This is a genomic window from Sphingobium fuliginis (assembly GCF_015074805.1).
GTDB lineage: Bacteria > Pseudomonadota > Alphaproteobacteria > Sphingomonadales > Sphingomonadaceae > Sphingobium > Sphingobium fuliginis.
The window spans coordinates 2840882-2862307 of record NZ_CP060035.1; the positions used below are offsets into that span (position 1 = coordinate 2840882).

Genomic DNA, 21426 nt, shown 5'->3' on the forward strand with positions numbered 1-21426 from the left:
CTGAACCATGCCTTATCTGGGAGCAGCCTATTTGTGGGTCAAAGCCGCGCATGTCATCTTCGTCATCTTCCTGATGGCGGGCCTGTTCATGATGCCCCGCTTCTTCGTCTATCACCATCAATGTCCGGTGGGGTCGGACGAGGACAGGAAGTGGATCGACCGGGAAAGGCGGCTGCTCAGGATCATCCTCAATCCGTCCCTCATCCTGGTCTGGGTCTTCGGGCTTATGCTGATGGTCGAGATCGGCGCCTGGCATTTCGGCTGGTTCCACCTGAAGCTGCTCTTCGTGCTGGGCCTGTCGGGCTATCATGGCTGGATCGCGGGCTATGCCAAGAAGCTGGCCAAGGGGCTGCGGCCGCTCAGCGAGAAGCAATTGCGGCTGGTGAACGAGATTCCGGGAATCGCCGCTGCGGTGATCGTGATCGCGGTGATCGTGAAGCCGTTTTGACGTAGCCGTCATCCCAGCGAAAGCTGGGATCTCGTGAGGCTATGTCGTGCCCTATCGCCCGAGATCCCAGCTTTCGCTGGGATGACGGAAATTAAAGGGGATCGACTGGAATATTGTCGATCAGCCGCGTCTTGCCGAGCTTCGCCGCACCGAGCAATCGCGCCGGACGGTCCAGCAGCGTCATCGGCTCCAGCGTCACCGCGTCGCACAGCGTTACATAATCGATCGGGTCGAAGCCATGCGCCGCCAGCAGGGCGATCGCTTTGGCCAGGGCCGCCTCGACGGTCGCGCCCTTTTCCATCTGCCGGGCCGCTTCGCCCAGAGCGCGGGGCAGGGCCAGCGCATCCTTGCGCTCCTCCTCGGTCAGATAGGCGTTGCGCGACGACAGCGCCAATCCATCCTCGGCCCGCTGGGTCGGCACGCCGATGATTTCGATCGGCACGTCCAGATCGCGCACCATCTGCCGAATCACGGCGAGCTGCTGATAATCCTTCTCCCCGAACAGCGCGACATCGGGGCGGACCTGGTTGAACAGCTTCGCCACCACCGTCGCCACGCCGTCGAAATGGCCGGGCCGGGCCGCGCCGTCCAGACCTTCGGTCACGCCCGAGACGGAGATGTTGGTGGCATAGCCCGCCGGGTACATGACGTCCACGCTCGGCGCCCAGAGGATGTCGACTCCGGCCGCCTGCAGCATCTGCGCGTCCTTCGCCTCGCGCCGGGGATAGGCGTCCAGATCCTCGTTCACCCCGAACTGGCGGGGATTGACGAAGATCGACACCGCGACATGCCCGGCATGGCGGCGCGCTTCCTCGACCAGCGCCATATGCCCGTCATGCAGCGCGCCCATGGTGGGCACCAGAGCCAGCGGTTTTCCGTCGCTTTTCAGCGCATCGACGGCGGCGCGCAGGGAAGGCAGGTCACGGAGGATTTGCACGACAGGAACGGCTCCGATAAGGGCATCGACAGGGGTATATCCTGCTAAGGCACGACCGGCTGAAACGGTCAAGAATCATTGCGACAATCAACGGGGTTATAAAGGTCCGATGGCGAACGCCCAAACGCACCATATCGTCTTCGCCAATGAGAAGGGCGGAACCGGCAAGTCGACCACCGCCGTGCACACGGCCATCGCGCTGACGGTATTGGGTCACCGGGTCGGCATGATCGACCTGGACCCGCGCCAGCGCACGATCACCCGCTATATGGAGAATCGCGCCGACACCGCGCGCCGCCGCGGCATCGACCTGCCTACCCCGGACTTCGCGGTGTTCCAGGGCGACAGCGTCGAGGCGCTGAACGAACAGGCCGCCGCCATGGCCGAGGGCAAGGATTTCCTGGTCATCGACACGCCCGGCCGCGACGATGACTATGCCCGCCACATGGCCGCCCGCGCCCATACGCTGGTGACGCCGATGAACGACAGCTTCGTCGATTTCGACCTGATCGGGCAGGTGGATGCGGAAACCTTCAAGGTGAAGCGCCTTTCCTTCTATTCCGAACTGATCTTCGAGGCGCGCAAGACCCGGGCCAAGGCCGACGGCGTGACCATCGACTGGGTGGTGCTGCGCAACCGCGTCCAGCATCATGACGCGCGCAACAAGAAGCGCGTCGGAGATGCCCTGATGGAGCTTTCCCGCCGCGTCGGATTCCGCGTGATTCCCGGCCTTTCGGAGCGCGTGATCTTCCGCGAACTCTTCCCTTCGGGGCTTACGCTGCTGGACAAGGGGCATCTGGGCGAACTGGGCGTCAGCCATATCGCCGCGCGGCAGGAACTGCGCGAGATGGTGTCGGGCCTCGCCCTTCCCTCGCGCGATGAGGTCGCGCCGGTGGATCTGCTCGGCGCGGCCTGATGGGTCTGCTTGCCTTGGCTTTGATCGGGCTTGCCGCCTGGCTTATCTGGACGGGACGACTGCAACGCATGAGCGCGAAGGATGGCATGGCGCTGGGCGCCGCTCTGGTCGGCGCGGTCATGGCGGCCAAGGGCAAGCCGCTGGTCGGCGCGCCGCTGCTGCTGGGCGCCACCCTGTTTTTCTTCGCCAAGAGCCGCCCCGGCAAGGCGAAGGCCCGGTCGGACCAGCCCGCCACCCGGGCCGTTTCCCCTCAGGCGGTGATCGACGCCCGCAAGCTGCTGGGCGTGGGCCCCGATGCCGATGCCAGCGCCATCCGCGCCGCGCATCGCCGCCTCATCGCCTCCGTCCATCCGGACAAGGGTGGTACCGAAGCGCTGGCGGCCCAGATCAACGCTGCCCGCGACCTGCTGATCAGGGAAGCCGCGCAGCGCCACTGAAGCCAAGGGAAGAAGATGCCATGGCCCATCGCTTTCATCCCACGCTGCTGCGCGAATATGACATTCGGGGCGTGGTGGGCCGGACGCTGGGCGAGGGAGATGCTTATGCCGTGGGCCGCAGCTTCGGCTCGATCGTCAGACGGGCGGGCGTCAGGCGGTCCGGGGGATCAAGGGTCGCGGTCGGCTATGACGGGCGGCTGAGTTCCCCGGCGCTGGAACAGGCGGTCGTCCAGGGCCTTCAGGATTCCGGCGCCGATGTCGTGCGCATAGGCCTGGGCCCGACGCCCATGCTCTATTATGCCGAAGCGGTCCTGGATGTGGACGGCGGCATTCAGATAACCGGCAGCCACAATCCCCCCGATCATAACGGCTTCAAGCTTGTGCTTCAGCATGAAGCCTTTTTCGGCGCGGCCATCGCGAAGCTGGGAGCGATGGCGGCGGCGGGCGACTGGAGCACTGCCGGAAGCGGAGGCGGGAGCGAAAGCGGGGGCCGGATCGAGAACGTCGACATCATGGACCGCTATGCCGCCCGGCTGGTGGAGCGGTTCGACGGCGCCGCCTGGCGCATTGGCTGGGATGCCGGCAATGGCGCCGCCGGGCCGGTGGTGGACAAGCTCGTCAAGCTCCTGCCAGGTGAGCATCATGTGCTTTTCACCCAGATAGACGGACATTTTCCCCATCATCACCCCGATCCCACTGTCGAGGCGAATCTGGCGGACCTGAAGGGGCTTGTCCGCTCGAAGAAGCTCGATTTCGGAGTGGCTTTCGACGGCGACGGCGACAGGATCGGCGTGGTCGACGGCCGGGGCCGGGTAATCTGGGGCGACCAGTTGCTGGGCATCTTCGCGGAACTGGTGCTGAAGGATCGGCCGAACGCCACGATCGTCGCGGATGTGAAGGCCAGCCAGGCCCTGTTCGACCGGATTGCCGCGCTCGGCGGGCGACCGTTGATGTGGAAGACCGGCCACAGCCTCATCAAGTCCAAAATGAAGGAGATTGCCGCTCCGCTGGGCGGGGAGATGACCGGGCATCTCTTCTTCGCGGACGATTATTATGGTTTCGACGACGGGCTCTATGCCGCGGTGCGGCTTATCCGGGGGCTGACCCGGCTTGGCCGTAGCGTGACGGCCCTGCGCGATGAGATGCCGGCCATGGTCAATACGCCGGAAATCCGCTTTCCGGTGGAGGATAGCCGCAAGTTCGCCGTGGTGGAGGAAGTCCGCGCCCGATTGCAGGCCATTGGCGCAAGCGTCGACGAAACCGACGGCCTGCGAGTCGGCACGCGCGATGGATGGTGGCTGCTGAGGGCCTCCAACACCCAGGATTCGCTCGTGATCCGGGCCGAGGCGAAGGATGAGGAAGGATTGGCGCGCCTGATCGCGGAGATCGATGCGCAACTGGCCGATTCGGGCGTGATTCGGATTTCCGAGGACGATTCCTGATCCAACGGGCAGAAAAAGCGGCCCGTTCGGACCTGCTTTTCCGTTACGGAAATCAGGCTGGAGCATGACAGTTGCATGAAATGCAATCGAACATCAGCTTTTCGCATTTGCGAAAATCATCGCTGCACCGCAAAAGGAAAAGGCCTTTCAGGCATCCTCTCCTAAAACTTTCAAGCCGTCCTCCGGGGCGGCTTTTTTTTCATCCGCTGAGCGCCCTTCTTTTTGCTTCCTGCCGTAGCGTCGTTTCGCATTCCGGCGGCGCAGGATACGGAAACCCCCGCAAATTAGGGCTTTTCGAACGATAATTTAACCATATTGCTAATAAGGCCGTGGCTTCGAGGGGATCATTTTCCGGCTAAAGCCATTTGCCACAGACGAGTTTGAAGAGAGGATTCATCATGCCCTTGCGCCGCCCCATCATTGCCAGTGTCCTGTTGTCGGGCGTATTCGCGGCACCCGTCCCGGCCCTGGCGGGTGGTTTCTACCTGCAGGAACAGGCGCCCAAGGAAACCGGGCGCGCGCTGGCCGGCGCGGGCGCGGCGGCGGACGATCCGTCCACCGTCTATTTCAATCCTGCGGCCATGACGGAACTGTCGGGCATCCAGACCTCGATCGGCGGAATCGCGCTGATGGCCTCCGCGCATCAGGCCAATCGCGGTACCTATCGCACCGTTCCAACCCTGCCGGGCGCGCGGGTGCCGGTTGCGGGCAATGACGGCGGCAATCCGTTCGACAAGGTCATTCCGATCCCCAGCTTCTACGTCACGGCGCAGGCCACCGACCGTCTGTGGCTGGGCCTGGGCGTCAACGCGCCGTTCGGGTTGAAGCTGGATTATGACGACGGCTTCTTCGGCCGCTATGACTCGCTCTACACCAACCTCAAAACCTATAATATCCAGCCCAGCGCCGCCTATAAGCTCAATGACAATTTCTCGATCGGCGGCGGCGTCGACGTGCAATATGTGAAGGCGACGCTGACCAACGCCCTGCCGCAGCTTTCGCCCCTGGCCCCGGCCGACGGCTTCGCGCGGCTGAAGGGCGACGATTGGACGGTCGGCTGGAATGCGGGCCTGTTCTACACCAATGGCGACACCAATGTCGGCGTTTCCTACCGTTCCGGCGTCAAGCACAAGCTGATCGGCACGCAGACCATTTCAGGCCTGCTGGGGCCCATCGCCACGGCCAATGGCGAATTGGATGCGTCCGCCCCGCTGGACCTGCCCGACATCGTCACCGTGGGCTTCATGCACCGCCTGACGCCGAAGCTGCGCGCGATGATCAGCGCCCGCTGGTATAACTGGTCGAAGTTCAAGGGCATTGCCATCACCTCCGCCGCCGGCACCAGCAACAAGGAACTGGATTACAAGGACAGCTACAGCGTCAGCCTGGGCGGCGAATATGATGTCAGCCCGGCCTTGACCCTGCGCGCGGGGACGATGTTCGACCGCACGCCGACCAATCCGCAGCACCTGACGACCCGCGTGCCCGATGGCGACCGTTCCTGGCTGACGGCTGGCGCGACCTTCAACATCTCGCCCGCCTTCGCACTGAACGTCAGCTATGCCCATACCTTCGTGGAAAAGGCGAACATCATCCGTCCGGACAGCTATTATCCCGCGCCCGCGACGGTGACGGCGACCACCCTGTCGCGGACCAGCGGCAATGCGGACCAGATCGGCGCTTCGTTGACGGCGCGTTTTTGATGGGAGCGGCATCGGCGCTCACCCCCACCCGACCGCCCATCGGGATACGATGTCTGGGCAGTCGGGTGGGGTGAGGGCCGGTGCGCACGTTTCAGCTTTGCTGAAACGCAAGACAGCTCGCGCTTCTAACCGACGCAATAAATCCCTATAGGGGCTCCATCACCACGGAGCCCCTTTTTCATGTCCGACCATAATCCCGGCCTGCGCCCCTGGCGCGACATCGCCCGCAGGCAATGCCGCCAGATCATGGTCGGCAATGTCCCCGTCGGCGGCGGCGCACCGGTCACGGTGCAGACCATGACCAACACGCCGACCCATGACGTCCGGGCGACCGTCGACCAGATCCGCCGCTGCGAGGAAGTGGGCGTGGACATCATCCGCGTCTCCTGCCCTGACGAGGCGTCGACCGCCGCGCTGAAGCAGATCGTCCGCGCTGCCCGCGTGCCGATCGTCGCGGACATCCATTTCCATTACAAGCGCGCGCTGGAAGCCGCCGATGCGGGCGCGGCCTGCCTGCGCATCAATCCGGGCAATATCGGATCGGAAGCGCGGGTGAAGGAGGTGGTCGACGCAGCCAAGGCCAATGGCTGCTCGATCCGGATCGGCGTCAATGCAGGCAGCCTTGAAAAGGACCTGCTCAAAAAATATGGCGAGCCCTGCCCGGAGGCGCTGGTCGAAAGCGCGCTCGACCATATCAAACTGCTGCAGGATCAGGATTTCCACGAATATAAGGTGGCGGTGAAGGCGAGCGACGTCTTCCTGGCCGTGGCAGCCTATATGCAACTGGCCGAAGCGGTCGACTGCCCGCTGCATCTGGGCATCACCGAGGCGGGCGGACTGATCGGCGGCACGGTGAAGAGCGCCATCGGCATCGGCAATCTCCTGTGGGCCGGGATCGGCGACACGATCCGCGTTTCCCTTTCCGCTGAGCCGGAAGAGGAAGTGCGCGTGGGTTATGAAATCCTGAAATCGCTTGGCATCCGCACGCGCGGGGTCAAGGTCATCTCCTGCCCAAGTTGTGCGCGGCAGGGCTTCGACGTGATCCGCACGGTGCAGGCGCTGGAGGAACGGCTCCAGCATATCCACACGCCGCTCTCGCTCTCCGTGCTCGGCTGCGTGGTGAACGGCCCCGGCGAGGCGCGGGAAACCGACATCGGCCTGACCGGCGGCGGCGCGGGCAAGCATATGGTCTATCTCTCCGGCCTCACCGATCATACGGTGCAGGACGAAGGCATGATCGACCATATCGTCGGCCTTGTCGAAGCCAAGGCGGCGGAGATCGAAGCGGCCAGACTGGAAGACGAAACCACCGACGCTGGCAAGGCGGAAGCGGCGGAATGACCGGCGGCGTCCCCAGCCCGGATGATGCGGCGACTGAACGGAGGGATGCCATGGCCGCTTCCCGTCCTGCGACAGCCACGGGTGCATCCGCCGTGGGTGCGTCCGCCCTGGGCGCCGGGGCGATCGGCAGCCTGGCGCTGGGGGCGCTGGCGCTGGGCGCTCTCGCCATCGGTGCGATCGCCATCGGCCGCCTCCGTATCGGCGGGGCGCGCATCATGCGCCTTCAGATCGACGAACTGGTTGTCGGCCGCGTGATCCGGAAGACGCGCGATTGACCGGGCCGATCCACGGCGTTCCGCATCCATAGGCCACGGGATGGGAAGCGACACCGACCGCGCCGCACCGGCGACCGCATTTCCTCTCGCCTTCGCCGTCTGCTGCGTGGGGGTTGCGCTCTTTTCCGTGATGGACGCCGCCATGAAGGGGCTGAGCCTTTCCATCGGCCTGTTCAATGCGCTGTTCTGGCGCGCCGTGGCGGGCAGCCTGCTGGGGCTGGTGCTGATGCTGCTGACCCGGCAGCGCTGGCCCGGTCGGGCCGTGCTGCGGCTGCATATGCTGCGCGGGACGGTGGTGGCGGTGATGGCCAGCCTGTTCTTCTGGGCGATCATGCGGATGCCGCTGGCCGAGGCCATCGCCCTGTCCTTCATCGCGCCGCTGGTCGCGCTGTATCTTGCCGCGCTGCTGCTCAAGGAACGGATCGGGCGGCAGGCCATCGGTGCGTCGCTGCTGGGCCTGGTCGGCGTTGCCGTCATCCTGTCGGGGCGCGTGCGGGGCGATTATGACGCGGATGCGCTGCTGGGCGCGGGTGCGGTACTTGTTTCGGCGGTGCTGTTCGCCTGGAACCTGATCCTCCAGCGGCAGCAGGCGCAGCTCGCCTCCCCTATCGAGGTCGCTTTCTTCCAGCATGTCGTGATGCTGGGGGCGTTCGTCCTGTTCGCGGCGCTTGTCCAGGGGATGCCGGTCGTGCCGGCGGCGCCCTCATGGGCGCTGGTGGTGCTGGCCGCGACGCTGGCCTTCACCTCGCTTGCGGCGCTCGCCTGGGCCTATGCGCGGGCGGAGGCGCAGGTGCTGATCCCGGTCGAATATAGCGCCTTCCTCTGGGCTGCGATCATCGGCTGGCTCGCCTTTGGCGAACGGCTGACCCTGACCACGGTGGTCGGCGCGCTGCTGATCGTGCTGGGGTGCCTGATCGCGTCGCGCGCGGGATCGGCCGAACCGCCCCATGTCGAACCGTCCGTGGCCTGAAAGGAAAAGCATGTCCGTCACCATTCGCGAGGCCGTGCCATCGGACATCGGCACGATCCACGCCTTCATCCTCGCCCTGGCGGACTATGAGAAACTGTCCCATGAGGTGAAGGCCGACCGCGCCTCGCTCAACAAATATCTGTTCGGGCCGCGCCCAATGGCGGAGGTGCTGATCGCGGAAAATGAGGGGAGGGCGATCGGCTTCGCCCTTTTCTTCCATAATTTCTCGACTTTCGAGGGACGGCCCGGCCTCTATCTGGAGGATCTGTTCGTCGTCCCGGAAGCGCGGGGGCTGGGCGCGGGCAAGGCGCTGCTTTCCCGCCTCGCCCAACTGGCGCTGGAGCGGGATTGCGCGCGGCTGGAATGGTGGGTGCTGGACTGGAACGAACCGTCCATCGCCTTCTACCGCTCGCTGGGGGCGCGGCCGATGGACGAATGGACGGTGCAGCGCGTCGACGGCGATGCGCTCAGCGCCCTCGCCTCAGCGCATCCTGCACGCTGACGCCCAGCAGCACGGCGGTGAAGGCCCCCAGGGCGACGATCACGAGGGTCGGATAAAGCGTGGCGATCATGACAAAGTCTCCTTTCGCGGGACTTTTTGCGCCGGTCAGCCGTCCGTCGACATAAGGATTGTTACGGAGTCGGAGAGACGAGCCGATGGGCCGGACTCTTGACGGGGACTCCCCGCTCGGCGCATTGTCCCCGAACGGAACATTTGGGGGACATTGACGCCATGGCTGTCAGCCGCGGAGCCAAACGCACGCCGGAATGGCGCGAAATGCTGAAACGCAGCCTGATCCGCAGCGGTGCGCTGATCGGCGCGATCGCGCTGTTGCTGGCGACCCTGTTCCTCGCGCTGGCGCTGCTCAGCTATCAGCCGAGCGACCCGTCGATGAACACGGTGGCCGGCGACCATGTGCAGAATATCATGCAGGCGCCCGGCGCCTGGGTCGCGGATTTCCTGCTCTGGCTGCTGGGCGTGCCGGTGGCGCTGGTGCTGCCGCTGATGGCGATCACCGCCCGGCGGCTGTGGGGCGATCAGGACATGAGCGGGTGGAAGGCGCAGTTCGGAAAGTGCCTTGCCGGAATCGTCCTGCTCGGCATCGCGCTGGCGCTGTTCCAGACCAATCCGCTGGTCGGCCTGCCCGCCGGATGGGGCGGCATCATCGCGCTGGTGACGGCGCGGGGCGTCATGAGCCTTGCGGCGCAGGCGCCCGCCGCGCAGGGCTGGATCACCGGAATCCTGATCGTCCTGACGCTGATCGCGGGCCTTGTCCTCTGGTATCGCAGCCTGGCGCTGGAAAAGCCGATCATCGCGTTGCGCCGGCCCTCTCTGCCGCGCCTGGCGCTGCCCCGGCCGGCTTTCGCTCTGGCCGGTCCCGCGCCGGTCGTGGACGCGGATGAAGATGACGAGCCGTTCGAGCGCGTCGCAACCCCGCGCAAGACCGTCACCAACGAACCCAAGCCGCCGATCAACATCCAGACGCCCAAGCCTGCGCCCGTGCAGCGCTCTATGGCGCCGGTCAGCCAGGACGACCTGTTCGGCAACAGCTCCCTGCCTTCGCCGGACCTGCTCAATCCAACCCCCGCGAGCCAGGGACAGAAGATCGACAAGGCCGCGCTGGAACGCAATGCGCGCCTGCTGGAATCGGTTCTCGACGACTTCCATGTGAAGGGCAATATCGTGGAGGTCCGTCCCGGCCCGGTCGTCACCATGTATGAACTGGAACCCGCGCCCGGCATCAAGGCGAGCCGCGTGATCGCGCTGGCGGACGACATTGCGCGCAACATGTCGGCGCTTTCGGCCCGCGTGGCGACGATTCCGGGCCGCACCGTGATCGGCATCGAACTGCCCAATGCGAACCGGGAGGGCGTGTCCTTCCGCGAACTCATCACCAGCGAGCAGTTCGGGCAGGAAGCGACCCTGCCGATCATCCTGGGCAAGAATATCTCGGGCGAGCCGATCATCGCGGATCTTGCGCCCATGCCGCATCTGCTGATCGCGGGCACGACGGGTTCGGGCAAGTCGGTGGGGCTGAACGCGATGATCCTGTCGCTGCTCTACCGCATGACGCCGGATCAGTTGCGGCTGATCATGATCGATCCCAAGATGCTGGAACTGTCGACCTATGACGACATTCCGCATCTGCTCTCACCGGTCGTGACCGAGCCCGCCAAGGCGATCCGCGCGCTCAAATGGGCGGTGGAGCAGATGGAGGACCGCTATCGCATGATGGCGTCGATCTCCGTCCGCAACCTCGCCAATTATAATGAGAAGGTCCGCGCGGCGAAGGCCAAGGGCAAGCCGCTCGGCCGCCGCGTGCAGACCGGCTACGATCCCGAGACCGGCAAGCCGATCTATGAGGAGGAGCAGCTCGATTTCCAGCCGTTGCCGCAGATCGTGGTGGTGGTCGACGAGCTGGCCGACCTGATGATGACGGCGGGCAAGGAAGTCGAATTCCTGATCCAGCGTCTTGCCCAGAAGGCCCGCGCCGCGGGCATCCACCTGATCCTCGCGACGCAGCGGCCCTCGGTCGACGTCATCACCGGGGTCATCAAGGCCAACCTGCCGACCCGCATCAGCTTCTTCGTCACGTCGAAGATCGACAGCCGCACCATATTGGGCGAACAGGGCGCCGAGCAGCTATTGGGCAAGGGCGACATGCTCTACATGCACGGCGGCAAGGGCCTGATGCGCGTCCACGGTCCCTTCGTGTCGGACGACGAGGTGCGCGTGGTGGCGGATCACTGGCGCGCCCAGGGACAGCCGGATTATATCGCCGCCGTCACCGAGGAGCCGGAGGAGGGCAGCTTCGCGCTCGATGGTGTCGACCTGGGCGACGACAGCCCGGACGCGCAGCTTTTCCGCAAGGCGTGCCAGCTCGTCTTCGAAAATCAGAAGGCGTCGACAAGCTGGCTCCAGAGGCAATTGCGCATCGGCTATAACAGCGCCGCCCGGCTGATCGAGCAGATGGAGGAGCAGGGGCTGGTGGGTCCGCCCAACCATGTCGGCCGCCGCGAAGTGCTGCGCGACGAGAATGGCAATCCGCTCTGATCCGGTCGGCGTGAAAAATTTTCATTTGGGCTGATGCCAAAAAACCACTGCCCATTTCGCTCTGAAACGGGTTTTTGCGTGGGTTGCTGGGTCATCGCCGTGCGGAAAAACCCCTGTGGCGCCGGGAAAAACCCCTGATTTCCAAGGCTGATTGCGTTTCATGCAATCGTCCTTCGGTTCTTCGCATTTGCCGGGAAACGCGATCTGGGCGAAGAAGGCCCTGCCTTTCAGGCATCCTCTCCTAAAAACTTTCAGGCTGGTCTTCGGATCGGCCTTTTTTTTGTCTTCGCGCCCGGCTAAGCAGAGGCCGCTCACCGCAGCGCCTAAAAAATAAATCGGGAGAGGGGCCGCCGGAAAGACCGGCACTGGCGAAGCGGGAGCAGAGGGGGATTGAGCGACCATGTTGCTCTCCCCCTTCCCGTTTTCATTTCGTGACATGATGGCGAAGGCCCGGGAATGGCCCATTCAAGACCTTCCTTCGCCCTTGAGGAGAAGGATAGGAAGCCCTGGCGGCGAAGGAGCCTGGGCTGATTGGGATGAGGGGGAGTGCCGCGCGATCCCTTAGATCGCAACCCCCTCACCCAGCTGCGACTAGGGCAGCAAGCTGCCAAGTCTGCGCAGCCCTCTCCCTCGAGGGAGAGGGATAAAAGGGGTGTCCGATTCCCAACCAGCCCGCATATTCTTCAGGCTGAGCGTTGAAGCGGACAGTCCATTCGTTGCATGACAGGAACGAATGGGTTCACAGCGGGTTCAAGCCCTGCCACCTACATTTCTCATCCTGAACAACCGGAGATGATTGCATGAAGCGCATCCTTGCGCCCCACAGCCTGACGCTGGCCGCCCTGGCGATCGCTGCCGCGCCCCTTGCGGTGCCGGCGATGCCGGCCGCCGCGCAGGCCGACCAGTTGGACCTGTCGAAGGTCAATGCCTATATCCGCGCCGTTACCACCATGACCGCCGATTTCGCCCAGACGGACCGCAACGGCCAGACGCTGACCGGCCAGCTTACCCTCAAGCAGCCGGGCAAGATCCGTTTCCAGTATCAGAAGGGCGTGCCTTTGCTGATTGTGGGCGACGGCAAGGCGTTGACCATGATCGATTATGAGGTGCGGCAGGTGCAGCGCTGGCCGATCGGCAATTCGCCGCTGGGGGCGTTGATCGATCCGTCCAAGGACCTGTCGAAGTTCGGAAAGGTGATCCAGACGGGCGATCCCAGCGTGCTGTCCGTCCAGGCCCGCGACCCCAAACGGCCCGAATATGGCACGATCACCATGATCTTCAAACGCGATGCGGGCAGCCCGGCGGGCTTGCAGCTCTATGGTTGGGTGGCGCTGGATTCGCAGAACAACCGGACGGCGGTGAAGCTCAGCAACCAGCGCTATGGCGTGCCCGTGGCGGATTCCGCCTTCCGCTGGACCGACCCGCGGCCCAAGGGGCGCGCGTCGGGCGGTTAAGCGGGCCCCAGGTGCGACGGGCCGAAAACTTTTCAGAACCGTTCATCTGAGGCTCATATCCCGAGCCCTAAAAGGAACTCCACGGCGCGAGACGGAACCGGGATTTCCCCCCTGTTACCCGGAACCCCGCTCCCGCCGCAAAGCGCTTCAAGGGCGCGATCGAGGCCCCCGTTCCATGCCCCCGGAGCGGGGGCCTTTTCGGTGCGATCCGACATTTAGAGCATCGCGCAGAAAGGTGGGAACCGGTTTTCCGCTTCAAACGATGCGACAACGAAAACTGAGAGCGCGCGACCTGCGTCCGATTTAACGCAGCGCTATAGCTTGTGCGGGCCTGCAAAGCGCGATTTTCCGCGCTTCGGTGCTCACGGATATGAAGTGCGCTGCGCTCCGATGCTCGAACATCCCATTTTCGGCTCCACCTGAACTGAACGTCGAACGGCGCCAACGCTGTTCCGTCTGCCGGGACATTCGCCGCCCTTGCGCGGGGCGGCGGAGGGTCTTAGTGGATCAGCCATGCCCCAGACACTCAGCATCGCTTCCTGGAATATCAATAGCGTTCGTGCCCGGCTCGATATTGTCGAGCGCTTTCTGACGGAGGAATCGCCCGACATATTGTGTCTGCAGGAAACCAAGGTGGTGAACGACACCTTCCCGGCCGGGCTGTTCCGGCAACGGGGCTATAATCATCAGGTGCTGAACGGACAGCCGATGCACCATGGCGTGGCCATCCTGTCGAAGATCCCGATCCGGGAGGACGACCGGCTCGACTGGCAGGCCAATGGGGAGGCGCGCCATGTTGGCGTGCGACTGGACAATGGCGTCCGGATCGAGAATGTCTATGTGCCCGCCGGCGGGGATGTGCCCGATCGGGAGGTCAATCCGAAATTCGGACAGAAGCTCGATTTCCTGGAGCGTATGATCCAATGGTCCTCCACGCTGGAGGACAAGCCGACCATCCTGACCGGCGATTTTAACATCGCGCCGATGGAATGCGATGTATGGAGCCATAAGCAACTCCTCAATGTCGTCAGCCATACGGCGATCGAGTGCGAGATTCTGGCGCGCCTGCAGGAATCGAACGACTGGGTCGACATCGGCCGCAAATTCTATCCCGCGCCGCAGCGGCTCTATACCTGGTGGAGCTATCGCGCCCGCGACTGGGCGGAATCGGATCGCGGACGGCGGCTCGACCATATGTGGATGACGCAGGACGTCGCGGAAAAGGCTGTCAGCCACCGCGTGGTGGAACCGATCCGCGGCTGGTCGCGCCCGTCCGACCATGTGCCGATCATCACGGAATTCGCCTTCTGATGAGCGCCCGCGCCGCCGCCCGCGCCATCGACGCGCTACGCCGGGGCTGGCCGGTGCGCGTGCAGGCCGCCGACGGCGCCGTGCGGCTGATGGCCGTGGAGGGGGCCGATGCCGTGACGCTTGCCGGATTCGATCCGGGCGCAGGGGCTGACATATTGATCTCCGCGGCGCGGGCGCAGACGCTGAAGCTCGCCAACCAGCTGGCGGCGGCCGATCCCGACATGCCGGTGCTGGTGGCGCGGGCGCCGTGGATCGACGTCGATGTGGCGACCGCGATCTCCGACCCGGTGCTGGACCTTGCCTCGCCGCTCAAAGGGCCGTTCATGGCGAAGCCGCTGGCGGCGCCTTCGGCGGCCAAGGCGGCGCTGCGGCTGGCGCGGCTGGCGGGCATATTGCCGGCCTATTTCGTGACGGCGGAAGGCGACAGCGAGGCGGAGGTCAGCGCCGCCGACATCGACGCCTATGACGATGCCGTGCATCTGGCCATCGCCACGCGCGCCCGCCTTCCCGTGTCGGCCAGCGAGACGGCGGAGATCGTCGCCTTCCGCAGTCCCGACGAACCGCGCGAGCATGTCGCGCTGATCGTGGGCCAGCGCGATTCCTCGCCCCCCGTGATCCGGCTGCACAGCGAATGCCTGACCGGGGATGTGCTGGGGTCGCTGAAATGCGATTGCGGGCCGCAACTGCATCAGGCGCTGCACCAGATCGCGGATTCGAACTGGGGCATATTGCTCTATCTGCGGCAGGAAGGGCGCGGCATCGGCCTTGTCAACAAGCTGCGCGCTTATGCCTTGCAGGATCAGGGGTTCGACACGGTCGATGCCAATGTCCGGCTGGGCTTCGCCATCGATGCGCGCGACTTTTCCGTGGCGGCGCGGATGCTGGACCTGCTGGGCGTGGACGAGGTGCGGTTGCTCACCAATAATCCGAACAAGGTGACGGGGCTTGAAGCCGCCGGGATCAGGGTGGCGGAACGGCTGCCGATCATCCTGCCTTCCAATCCGCATAATGAGCGCTATCTCGCCACCAAGCGGGACCGGACAGGGCATCAGTTGTGAGCGCCATCCGCGTCGATGCGGGCGCGGGGCGTCTTTTCTTCGGTGACTTGGACATGCCCTGCACCATCGGGCGCGGCGGCGTCTGTGCAGCGGCGGACAAGCGGGAGGGGGATGGCTGCACGCCGTTGGGCATCTGGCCGGTTCGGGGCGTGTTGCTGCGGCCCGGCAAGGCGGCGGCGGCGGGCATCCGCCTGCCATGGCGCTGGGTGCGGGAAGGGGATGGCTGGTCCGATGATCCGGCCGATCCGGCCTATAACCGGCCCGTGCATCTGCCGCGGGCCTTTTCCGCGGAAAATCTGCTGCGGGACGATGATGCCTATGATGTGATCGTCGTGCTGGGGCACAATGACTCGCCGCCGGTGCCGGGGCGGGGGAGCGCGATCTTCTTCCATCTTTCCGAAGGCCGTCCCACGGCGGGGTGCGTGGCGGTGGAGCGGGCGGATATGCTGCGCCTGTTGCCGTTGCTGGCGCCGGGTGATGTGATGGAGATCGTCTGAAGGTTCGTCCTTCCGCGAAGGCGGGGATGACGAGATTGTTGGGGGAGGCGGGTCTTCCTAAGCCCGCTCCAGTTCCGCCACCTCACCGCCCGCCGCTTCCAGCAGCCGCCGTTCCAGCGTTTGCAGCCGCGCCCTGCTCTCGATCTTCCCGGCCAGCAGGTCGGTGACGTAGAATGTATCCACCGCCCGCTCGCCATAGGTGGCGACATGGGCGCTATGCACCGTCACCTTCGACTGGAACAGCGCGTTGGCGAGGCTGAACAGCAGCGCCGGGCGATCCCGCGCATTCACCTCGATCACGGTGAAGCGGTTCGACGCCTTGTTGTCGATCAGCACATTGGGCTCGATGCGGAAGGCCTCCGCGCGGGTGCGGGGCAGGGGGCGCGCCTCCAGCTTGGTGATCATGCGGTGGCGGTTGGCGAGGGAGTCCTCGATCGCCTTGCGGATGCGCGTCAATTGGTCGGGGCTGTGGAAGGCGCCGCCCAGCGGGTCCTGCACCAGGAAATTGTCGATGGCGACGCCGTCCCGGGTCGTATGGATGCGCGCGTCGATGATATTGCCGCCCGCCAGATGGATGGCGCCCGCGATCCGGTAGAACAGCCCCGGATGGTCGGCGGCATAGACCGTCACCAGCGTCGCGCCGCGCTGCGGATAATATTGCGCGGCGATGGAGAGCGGGGAATCGCCCGCCTCCAATATATGCTGCGCATTGTGGATGAGGATGTCCTCCGGCTCCGCGATCCAGTAGCTTTCCGGCAGCCGCTTGCGCAGCTTCTCGAAATCGGCTTCGGACAGGCCCAGCGCCTGACGCAGCGCCTGCTGCTTGGCGGTGACGCGTTCGCTGCGGCCCTTCTGCTTGTGGCCGAGGCGCAGCACTTCTTCGGCCGCCTCGTAGAGGTCGCCCAGCAATTGCCGTTTCCAGCTGTTCCAGACGCCGGGTCCGACGGCGCGGATGTCGACCACGGTCAGGCACAGCAACAGCCGCAACCGTTCCGGACTCTGCACCACGTCGACGAAATCGAGGATCGTCTTGTAATCGGCCAGGTCGCGCTTGAAGGCGGTGGCCGACATCAGCAGATGGTGCAGCACCAGCCAGGACACGGTCTCCGTCTCCGCCGGTGTCAGGCCCAGGCGCGGGCAGAGATGGTCCGCCACTTCCGCGCCCAATATGCTGTGGTCGCCGCCGCGCCCTTTGGCGATGTCGTGCAGCAGCACCGCGACATAGAGGACGCGGCGCGACAGCAGCTTGCCCATCAGGTCCGCCGCCAGCGGATGATCCTGGCTCAGTTCGCCCTTTTCGATCCGCGCCAGCAGGCCGACGGCGCGGATCGTATGCTCGTCCACCGTATAATGGTGGTACATGTCGAACTGCATCTGCGCCACGACGCGGCGGAAATCGGGGATGAAGCGGCCGAAGACCGTGGACTCGTTCATCCAGCGCAGCACGGTTTCCGGGTCGCGGGGGCTGGTCAGCACCTCCATGAAAGCGGCGTTGGCGCGGGGATCGCGGCGCACCTTTGCAGTGATCAGGCTGGCGTCGCGGCTGGCGGCGCGCATGGCGCTGGGATGGATGGCGAGGCCATGCCTGTCGGCGAGCGCGAAGATTTCCAGCAAGCGGACCGGATCGTCCTGGAAGAAATGATCGCCCGGCAGCGCCAGCCGCCCGCGATCCAGCACGAAGCCGTCCAGCTTCTTCGGGCGGCGGAAGAAGCTGGGGATATAGCGACGCCCACGCTCCGCCATCTGGTCGTCCAGATGGGCGAGGAACACGGCGGTGAGGTCGCCCACCGTCTTCGCGTTCAGGAAATAATAGCGCATGAAGCGCTCCACGCCCGACCGCCCGGCGCGTCCGGTGAAATGCATGCGGGTGGCGGTTTCGAGTTGCAGGTCGAAGGTCAGCCGGTCCTCCGCCCGCCCCGTGATCATGTGCAAATGGCAGCGCACCGCCCAGAGGAAATCCTCCGCCTTCTGGAACTGGCGCAGTTCGGTTTCGGTCAGCAGGCCGACATCGACCAGTTCCGCCACCGACTTCACCCGGTTCACATATTTGCCGATCCAGAACAGCGTGTGCAGGTCGCGCAGGCCGCCCTTGCCCTCCTTCACATTGGGTTCGACGACATAGCGGCTGTCGCCCATGCGCTTGTGCCGTTCGTCCCGTTCCTCCAGCTTTTCGGTGACGAAGGCGCGGGCTGTGCCCTGCATCACATCGGCGTCGAAACGGGTGCTGATCTCCTCATACAGGGCGCGGTCGCCCCAGATGTAGCGCGCCTCCAGCAGGGCGGTGCGCACGGTCAGGTCCGCCTTCGCCATGCGGATCGTCTCATCGATGGAACGGCTGCTATGGCCGACCTTCAGCCCCAGATCCCATAGCGAATAGAGCATAGATTCGATCACCTGCTCGGTCCAGCCGGTGGGCTTCCACGGGGTGATGAAGCCGATGTCGACATCGCTGTGCGGCGCCATCTCGCCCCGGCCATAGCCGCCGACCGCGATCAGCACGATCCGCTCGCCGGTGCTGCGGTTGCCCGCCGGGTAGAGGTGATGGGTTGTCGCGTCGTAGAGCAGGCGCAGGATCTGGTCGATCAGGAAGGCAAAGGCGGTCACGGCCTCCCGCCCTCGGGTCGGCCTCTGGCTGAGGCGGCGGGCGACATCCTCCCGCCCGGCGTCCAGCGCGTCCTTCAGTTCCTTCACGATCAGGCCGCGCAGCTTGATCTGGTCGCCCCGATGCTCCTGCGCCAGGGCGGCGATGCGGTCTGAAATGGCGCGCCGGTCGATGATCGCGCGCCTGGACCCCAATTTCGGAAACTGCATGACCATAAGGCTTATCTAGTCTTCCTGACCGGCTGCTGCCAGTTGCTTGAGCCGGTAGAGTTGGTCCAGCGCCTCCCGGGGCGAGAGCGCGTCGGCGTCGATGCTGTCCAGCGCGGCGCGCAGGGGATCGACTTGTTCCTCCACCTGAGCCGTGGCGGCGGCGAAGAGGGGCAGGTCGTCCAGTCCCGCCGCGATGCCGCCGGTCTTCGCCTTGCCCGCTTCCAGGCGGGAGAGGACATCCTTCGCCCGCTTGAGTACGGCGGGGGGCAGGCCGGCGAGGCGCGCCACGGCGAGGCCGTAGCTGCGATCCGCAGGGCCCTCCGCAACCTCGTGCAACAGCACCAGATCGCCCTTCCATTCCCGCGCACGGACATGGTGGAGCGAGAGCGAGGCAAGGGTTTCCGCCAGCCGGGTCAGCTCATGATAATGGGTCGCGAACAGGCAGCGGCAGCGATTGACCTCATGCACCGCCTCCACCACCGCCCATGCCAGCGCCAACCCGTCATAGGTCGACGTGCCGCGTCCGACTTCATCGAGGATGACGAAGCTTCGCTCGGTCGCCTGGGCAAGGATGGCGGCGGTTTCGACCATCTCGACCATGAAGGTGGAGCGGCCCTTGGCCAGATTGTCCGACGCGCCGACGCGGCTGAACAGGCGGTCGACCAGCGTCAGGGTCGCGGACGCGGCGGGCACATAGGCGCCTGCCTGCGCAAGGATCACGATGATCGCATTCTGCCGCAGGAAGGTGGATTTACCGCCCATATTGGGTCCGGTGACGAGCCACAGCCGGTCCCCGGCCGACAGCCGGCAATCATTGGCGACGAAGGGCTGGCCATCGCGGCGCAGCGCGTCCTCGACCACCGGATGACGGCCGCCGACGATTTCCAGGCAGGGGCCTTCGCCATCCTGCGCGACGAAATGGGGCCGTTGCCAGCCGCCCTCCGCGGCGCGTTCCGCCAGCGCCGCCGCCACGTCGAGCCGGGAAAGGGCATCGGCGGCGCGGGCGATCTCCGCCTTGCGGGCGAGGGTGGCTTCGACAAGGTCTTCCAGATGCGCGGCTTCCGCGACCAGCGCATGGGCCCCGGCCTGCGCGACGCGGCTCGCCTGTTCGTGCAGATCGACCGAATTGAAGCGCACCACCCCGGCCAGCGTCTGGCGATGGGTGAAGCCGCTGTCGGGCTGCATCAACTGGTCGGCGGCGCGGGCGGGCACCTCGACATGATAGCCGAGCACGCCATTATGCCGGATCTTGAGCGAGGCGATGCCGGTCTGCTCGCGATATTTCGCCTCCAGCGCGGCGATGGCGCGGCGGCCGTCCCCGGCGAGGCGGCGCAACTCGTCCAGCGCGGCGTCATAGCCGTCCGCGATATAGCCGCCATTGGCGGTCTCGGTCGGCGGGCTGGGGACGAGGGCGCGGGACAGGCTGTCGACCAGCGTGCCATGGCCGTCGAGCGAGGGAAGGAGTTGCGCCAGCAGCAGGGGCTGATCGGGCAGGCGGCCCAGCCGTTCGCGCAGCAATCGCGCTTCGCCAAGCCCGTCGCGCAATTGGCCAAGATCGCGGGGGCTTCCCCGGCCCATCGCGAGACGGCCCAAGGCGCGGCCGATGTCGGGCAGGGCCCTCAGCGCCACGCGCAACTGGTCGCGCAGCATGCTGTCGTCATGGAACAGTTGCACCAGGCCCAGCCGCGCCTCGATCGCGGGCTGATCCATCAATGGCGCCGACAAATCCTGCGCCAGTAGGCGCGCGCCCGCGCCCGTGACGGTCCGGTCGACCGCGCCCAGCAGGCTGCCCGCCCGCGTGCCGCTCATGGTGGCGGTGATCTCCAGACTCTCCCGCGTCGCGGCGTCGATGGCGACGTGCCCGCCGCTGGTTTTCCGCATCGGCGGGGCGAGGAAGGGCAGGGTGCCCTTGCCCGCATGGTCGAGATAGCTGAGCAGGCCGCCCATCGCCGCCAGTTCGGCGCGGCCGAACTGGCCGAATCCGTCCAGCGTGGCGACGCCGAAAATGCGCTTCAGCGCCGCTTCGGCCCGGCTGCTGGAAAAGGCGGCGCGGTCGAAGGGGTGGGAGTCCGGCAGTTCCAGATCCAGCCCGTCCGGCAGCACGATCTCGCTCGGGCGCAGGCGCGCCAGTTCGGCGGGCAGATCGGCCGCCCGCAGGGTCAGCGTCTCGAACCGCCCGGTCGAAATGTCGGCGGCGGCCAGGCCATATTCGCCCGCCTCCTCGCCGCCGACCTGCGCCAGCGCCACCAGCATATTGTCGCGCCGGCTGTCGAGCAGCGTCTCCTCGGTCAGCGTGCCCGCCGTCACGTAACGGACGATGGCGCGGGCGACGAGGGACTTGGACCCGCGCGCCTTGGCCTCGGCGGGGGTTTCGGTCTGCTCGGCGATGGCGACGCGATGGCCCGCCTTGATCAGCCGCGCCAGATAGGATTCCGCGCTATGCACCGGCACGCCGCACATCGGGATCGGCGCGCCGCCATGCTCGCCCCGGCTGGTGAGCGCGATGTCCAGCGTCGCCGCCGCCGCCTTCGCATCCTCGAAGAACAGCTCGAAAAAATCGCCCATGCGGTAGAAGAGCAGGCAATCCTGCGCCTCCGCCTTCAGCGCAAGATATTGCGCCATCATCGGCGTCGCCTGTTGCGTGGATGTGTCGATCGTTCGCGCCATGGCACAGCGGATAGCGTGAAGCCCGGCCTCATGCCAGTGCTGCAAGAAACAGCAGGAAAATTGCGCTTCTCGCACTTGCCCACAAGATATTCTTACCGCTAGGG

Annotated in this window: 18 protein-coding genes; 14 read left to right on the forward strand and 4 right to left on the reverse strand. The window is 65.5% G+C overall.

Annotated features, from left to right (window positions below; all coding sequences use genetic code 11):
* Window positions 1–7 precede the first annotated feature (7 nt).
* Window positions 8–448, forward strand: coding sequence for a CopD family protein (locus H5V43_RS13780; protein WP_025549611.1), 441 nt, complete (start codon window positions 8–10; stop codon window positions 446–448).
* Between the two features lie 91 nt (window positions 449–539).
* On the opposite strand, the gene panC is transcribed toward H5V43_RS13780, so the two are convergent.
* Window positions 540–1385: a pantoate--beta-alanine ligase gene (gene panC / locus H5V43_RS13785; RefSeq protein ID WP_025549610.1), complete on the reverse strand. Its 846-nt coding sequence runs from the start codon at window positions 1383–1385 to the stop codon at window positions 540–542.
* Window positions 1386–1494: 109 nt separating this feature from the next.
* Between panC and H5V43_RS13790 the strand changes: the two genes are divergently transcribed.
* The 9 genes from H5V43_RS13790 to H5V43_RS13830 all read left to right on the forward strand — a co-directional run bounded on the left by H5V43_RS13790 (window position 1495) and on the right by H5V43_RS13830 (window position 11524).
* Window positions 1495–2301: a division plane positioning ATPase MipZ gene (locus H5V43_RS13790; protein ID WP_044660579.1), complete on the forward strand. Its 807-nt coding sequence runs from the start codon at window positions 1495–1497 to the stop codon at window positions 2299–2301.
* Entirely contained in the window at window positions 2301–2738 is a 438-nt protein-coding gene (locus H5V43_RS13795; protein ID WP_025549609.1) for a J domain-containing protein, read from the forward strand. Before H5V43_RS13790 ends, H5V43_RS13795 begins: the two co-directional genes overlap by 1 nt.
* Window positions 2739–2758: 20 nt before the next feature.
* Window positions 2759–4180, forward strand: a complete 1422-nt coding sequence (gene pgmG / locus H5V43_RS13800; protein WP_025549608.1) for a phosphoglucomutase/phosphomannomutase PgmG — start codon at window positions 2759–2761, stop codon at window positions 4178–4180.
* A gap of 398 nt (window positions 4181–4578) precedes the next feature.
* Window positions 4579–5883: an OmpP1/FadL family transporter gene (locus tag H5V43_RS13805; RefSeq protein ID WP_025549607.1), complete on the forward strand. Its 1305-nt coding sequence runs from the start codon at window positions 4579–4581 to the stop codon at window positions 5881–5883.
* A gap of 180 nt (window positions 5884–6063) precedes the next feature.
* A complete protein-coding gene (ispG, locus tag H5V43_RS13810; protein ID WP_025549606.1) occupies window positions 6064–7224 on the forward strand; it encodes a flavodoxin-dependent (E)-4-hydroxy-3-methylbut-2-enyl-diphosphate synthase in 1161 nt (386 codons plus the stop codon).
* Window positions 7225–7274: 50 nt separating this feature from the next.
* Complete coding sequence (locus tag H5V43_RS13815) at window positions 7275–7499, forward strand: hypothetical protein (protein ID WP_025549605.1); 225 nt, start codon at window positions 7275–7277, stop codon at window positions 7497–7499.
* Between the two features lie 40 nt (window positions 7500–7539).
* Window positions 7540–8469: a DMT family transporter gene (locus H5V43_RS13820; protein WP_025549604.1), complete on the forward strand. Its 930-nt coding sequence runs from the start codon at window positions 7540–7542 to the stop codon at window positions 8467–8469.
* A gap of 10 nt (window positions 8470–8479) precedes the next feature.
* Window positions 8480–8971 (forward strand): GNAT family N-acetyltransferase, encoded by a 492-nt coding sequence (locus tag H5V43_RS13825; protein WP_025549603.1) that lies wholly within the window; start codon window positions 8480–8482, stop codon window positions 8969–8971.
* Window positions 8972–9202: 231 nt separating this feature from the next.
* The gene (locus tag H5V43_RS13830; protein ID WP_025549602.1) at window positions 9203–11524 is read left to right on the forward strand and encodes an FtsK/SpoIIIE family DNA translocase; all 2322 of its coding nucleotides are present in this window, start codon (window positions 9203–9205) and stop codon (window positions 11522–11524) included.
* A gap of 21 nt (window positions 11525–11545) precedes the next feature.
* Here the strand turns inward: H5V43_RS13830 and H5V43_RS13835 are convergent, their stop codons facing one another.
* Window positions 11546–11989 carry a hypothetical protein gene (locus H5V43_RS13835; RefSeq protein ID WP_193666699.1) on the reverse strand — a complete coding sequence of 148 codons (444 nt, stop codon included), beginning with the start codon at window positions 11987–11989 and terminating at the stop codon, window positions 11546–11548.
* Between the two features lie 335 nt (window positions 11990–12324).
* On the opposite strand from H5V43_RS13835, the gene H5V43_RS13840 reads away from it, so the two are divergent.
* The 4 genes from H5V43_RS13840 (at window position 12325) to H5V43_RS13855 (ending at window position 15844) form a co-directional block, all read left to right on the forward strand.
* Entirely contained in the window at window positions 12325–12978 is a 654-nt protein-coding gene (locus H5V43_RS13840) for a LolA family protein (RefSeq protein ID WP_025551734.1), read from the forward strand.
* 513 nt (window positions 12979–13491) lie between these two features.
* On the forward strand, window positions 13492–14289 hold the full coding sequence (gene xth / locus H5V43_RS13845; RefSeq protein ID WP_044660572.1) for an exodeoxyribonuclease III: 798 nt from the start codon (window positions 13492–13494) through the stop codon (window positions 14287–14289).
* Window positions 14289–15347 carry a GTP cyclohydrolase II gene (gene ribA, locus H5V43_RS13850; protein WP_025551736.1) on the forward strand — a complete coding sequence of 353 codons (1059 nt, stop codon included), beginning with the start codon at window positions 14289–14291 and terminating at the stop codon, window positions 15345–15347. The genes xth and ribA overlap by 1 nt, the downstream gene beginning before the upstream one ends.
* Window positions 15344–15844: a L,D-transpeptidase family protein gene (locus tag H5V43_RS13855; RefSeq protein WP_044660570.1), complete on the forward strand. Its 501-nt coding sequence runs from the start codon at window positions 15344–15346 to the stop codon at window positions 15842–15844. The genes ribA and H5V43_RS13855 overlap by 4 nt, the downstream gene beginning before the upstream one ends.
* 57 nt (window positions 15845–15901) lie before the next feature.
* Here H5V43_RS13855 and H5V43_RS13860 read toward each other — a convergent pair whose 3' ends face one another.
* Together H5V43_RS13860 and mutS are read right to left on the reverse strand one after the other, a co-directional pair.
* Window positions 15902–18661 (reverse strand): [protein-PII] uridylyltransferase, encoded by a 2760-nt coding sequence (locus H5V43_RS13860; RefSeq protein ID WP_025551737.1) that lies wholly within the window; start codon window positions 18659–18661, stop codon window positions 15902–15904.
* Between the two features lie 9 nt (window positions 18662–18670).
* Window positions 18671–21322 (reverse strand): DNA mismatch repair protein MutS, encoded by a 2652-nt coding sequence (mutS, locus tag H5V43_RS13865; RefSeq protein ID WP_025551738.1) that lies wholly within the window; start codon window positions 21320–21322, stop codon window positions 18671–18673.
* Window positions 21323–21426 lie beyond the last annotated feature (104 nt).

Bases quoted from the DNA above. Each gene is read 5' to 3' on its own strand.
- H5V43_RS13780 (WP_025549611.1), top strand. From the start codon at position 8: ATGCCTTATCTGGGAGCAGCCTATTTGTGGGTCAAAGCCGCGCATGTC.
- H5V43_RS13790 (WP_044660579.1), top strand. From the start codon at position 1,495: ATGGCGAACGCCCAAACGCACCATATCGTCTTCGCCAATGAGAAGGGC.
- H5V43_RS13795 (WP_025549609.1), top strand. From the start codon at position 2,301: ATGGGTCTGCTTGCCTTGGCTTTGATCGGGCTTGCCGCCTGGCTTATC.
- pgmG (WP_025549608.1), top strand. From the start codon at position 2,759: ATGGCCCATCGCTTTCATCCCACGCTGCTGCGCGAATATGACATTCGG.
- H5V43_RS13805 (WP_025549607.1), top strand. From the start codon at position 4,579: ATGCCCTTGCGCCGCCCCATCATTGCCAGTGTCCTGTTGTCGGGCGTA.
- ispG (WP_025549606.1), top strand. From the start codon at position 6,064: ATGTCCGACCATAATCCCGGCCTGCGCCCCTGGCGCGACATCGCCCGC.
- H5V43_RS13815 (WP_025549605.1), top strand. From the start codon at position 7,275: ATGGCCGCTTCCCGTCCTGCGACAGCCACGGGTGCATCCGCCGTGGGT.
- H5V43_RS13820 (WP_025549604.1), top strand. From the start codon at position 7,540: ATGGGAAGCGACACCGACCGCGCCGCACCGGCGACCGCATTTCCTCTC.
- H5V43_RS13825 (WP_025549603.1), top strand. From the start codon at position 8,480: ATGTCCGTCACCATTCGCGAGGCCGTGCCATCGGACATCGGCACGATC.
- H5V43_RS13830 (WP_025549602.1), top strand. From the start codon at position 9,203: ATGGCTGTCAGCCGCGGAGCCAAACGCACGCCGGAATGGCGCGAAATG.
- H5V43_RS13835 (WP_193666699.1), bottom strand. From the start codon at position 11,989: ATGGGCCATTCCCGGGCCTTCGCCATCATGTCACGAAATGAAAACGGG.
- H5V43_RS13840 (WP_025551734.1), top strand. From the start codon at position 12,325: ATGAAGCGCATCCTTGCGCCCCACAGCCTGACGCTGGCCGCCCTGGCG.
- xth (WP_044660572.1), top strand. From the start codon at position 13,492: ATGCCCCAGACACTCAGCATCGCTTCCTGGAATATCAATAGCGTTCGT.
- ribA (WP_025551736.1), top strand. From the start codon at position 14,289: ATGAGCGCCCGCGCCGCCGCCCGCGCCATCGACGCGCTACGCCGGGGC.
- H5V43_RS13860 (WP_025551737.1), bottom strand. From the start codon at position 18,661: ATGGTCATGCAGTTTCCGAAATTGGGGTCCAGGCGCGCGATCATCGAC.
- mutS (WP_025551738.1), bottom strand. From the start codon at position 21,322: ATGGCGCGAACGATCGACACATCCACGCAACAGGCGACGCCGATGATG.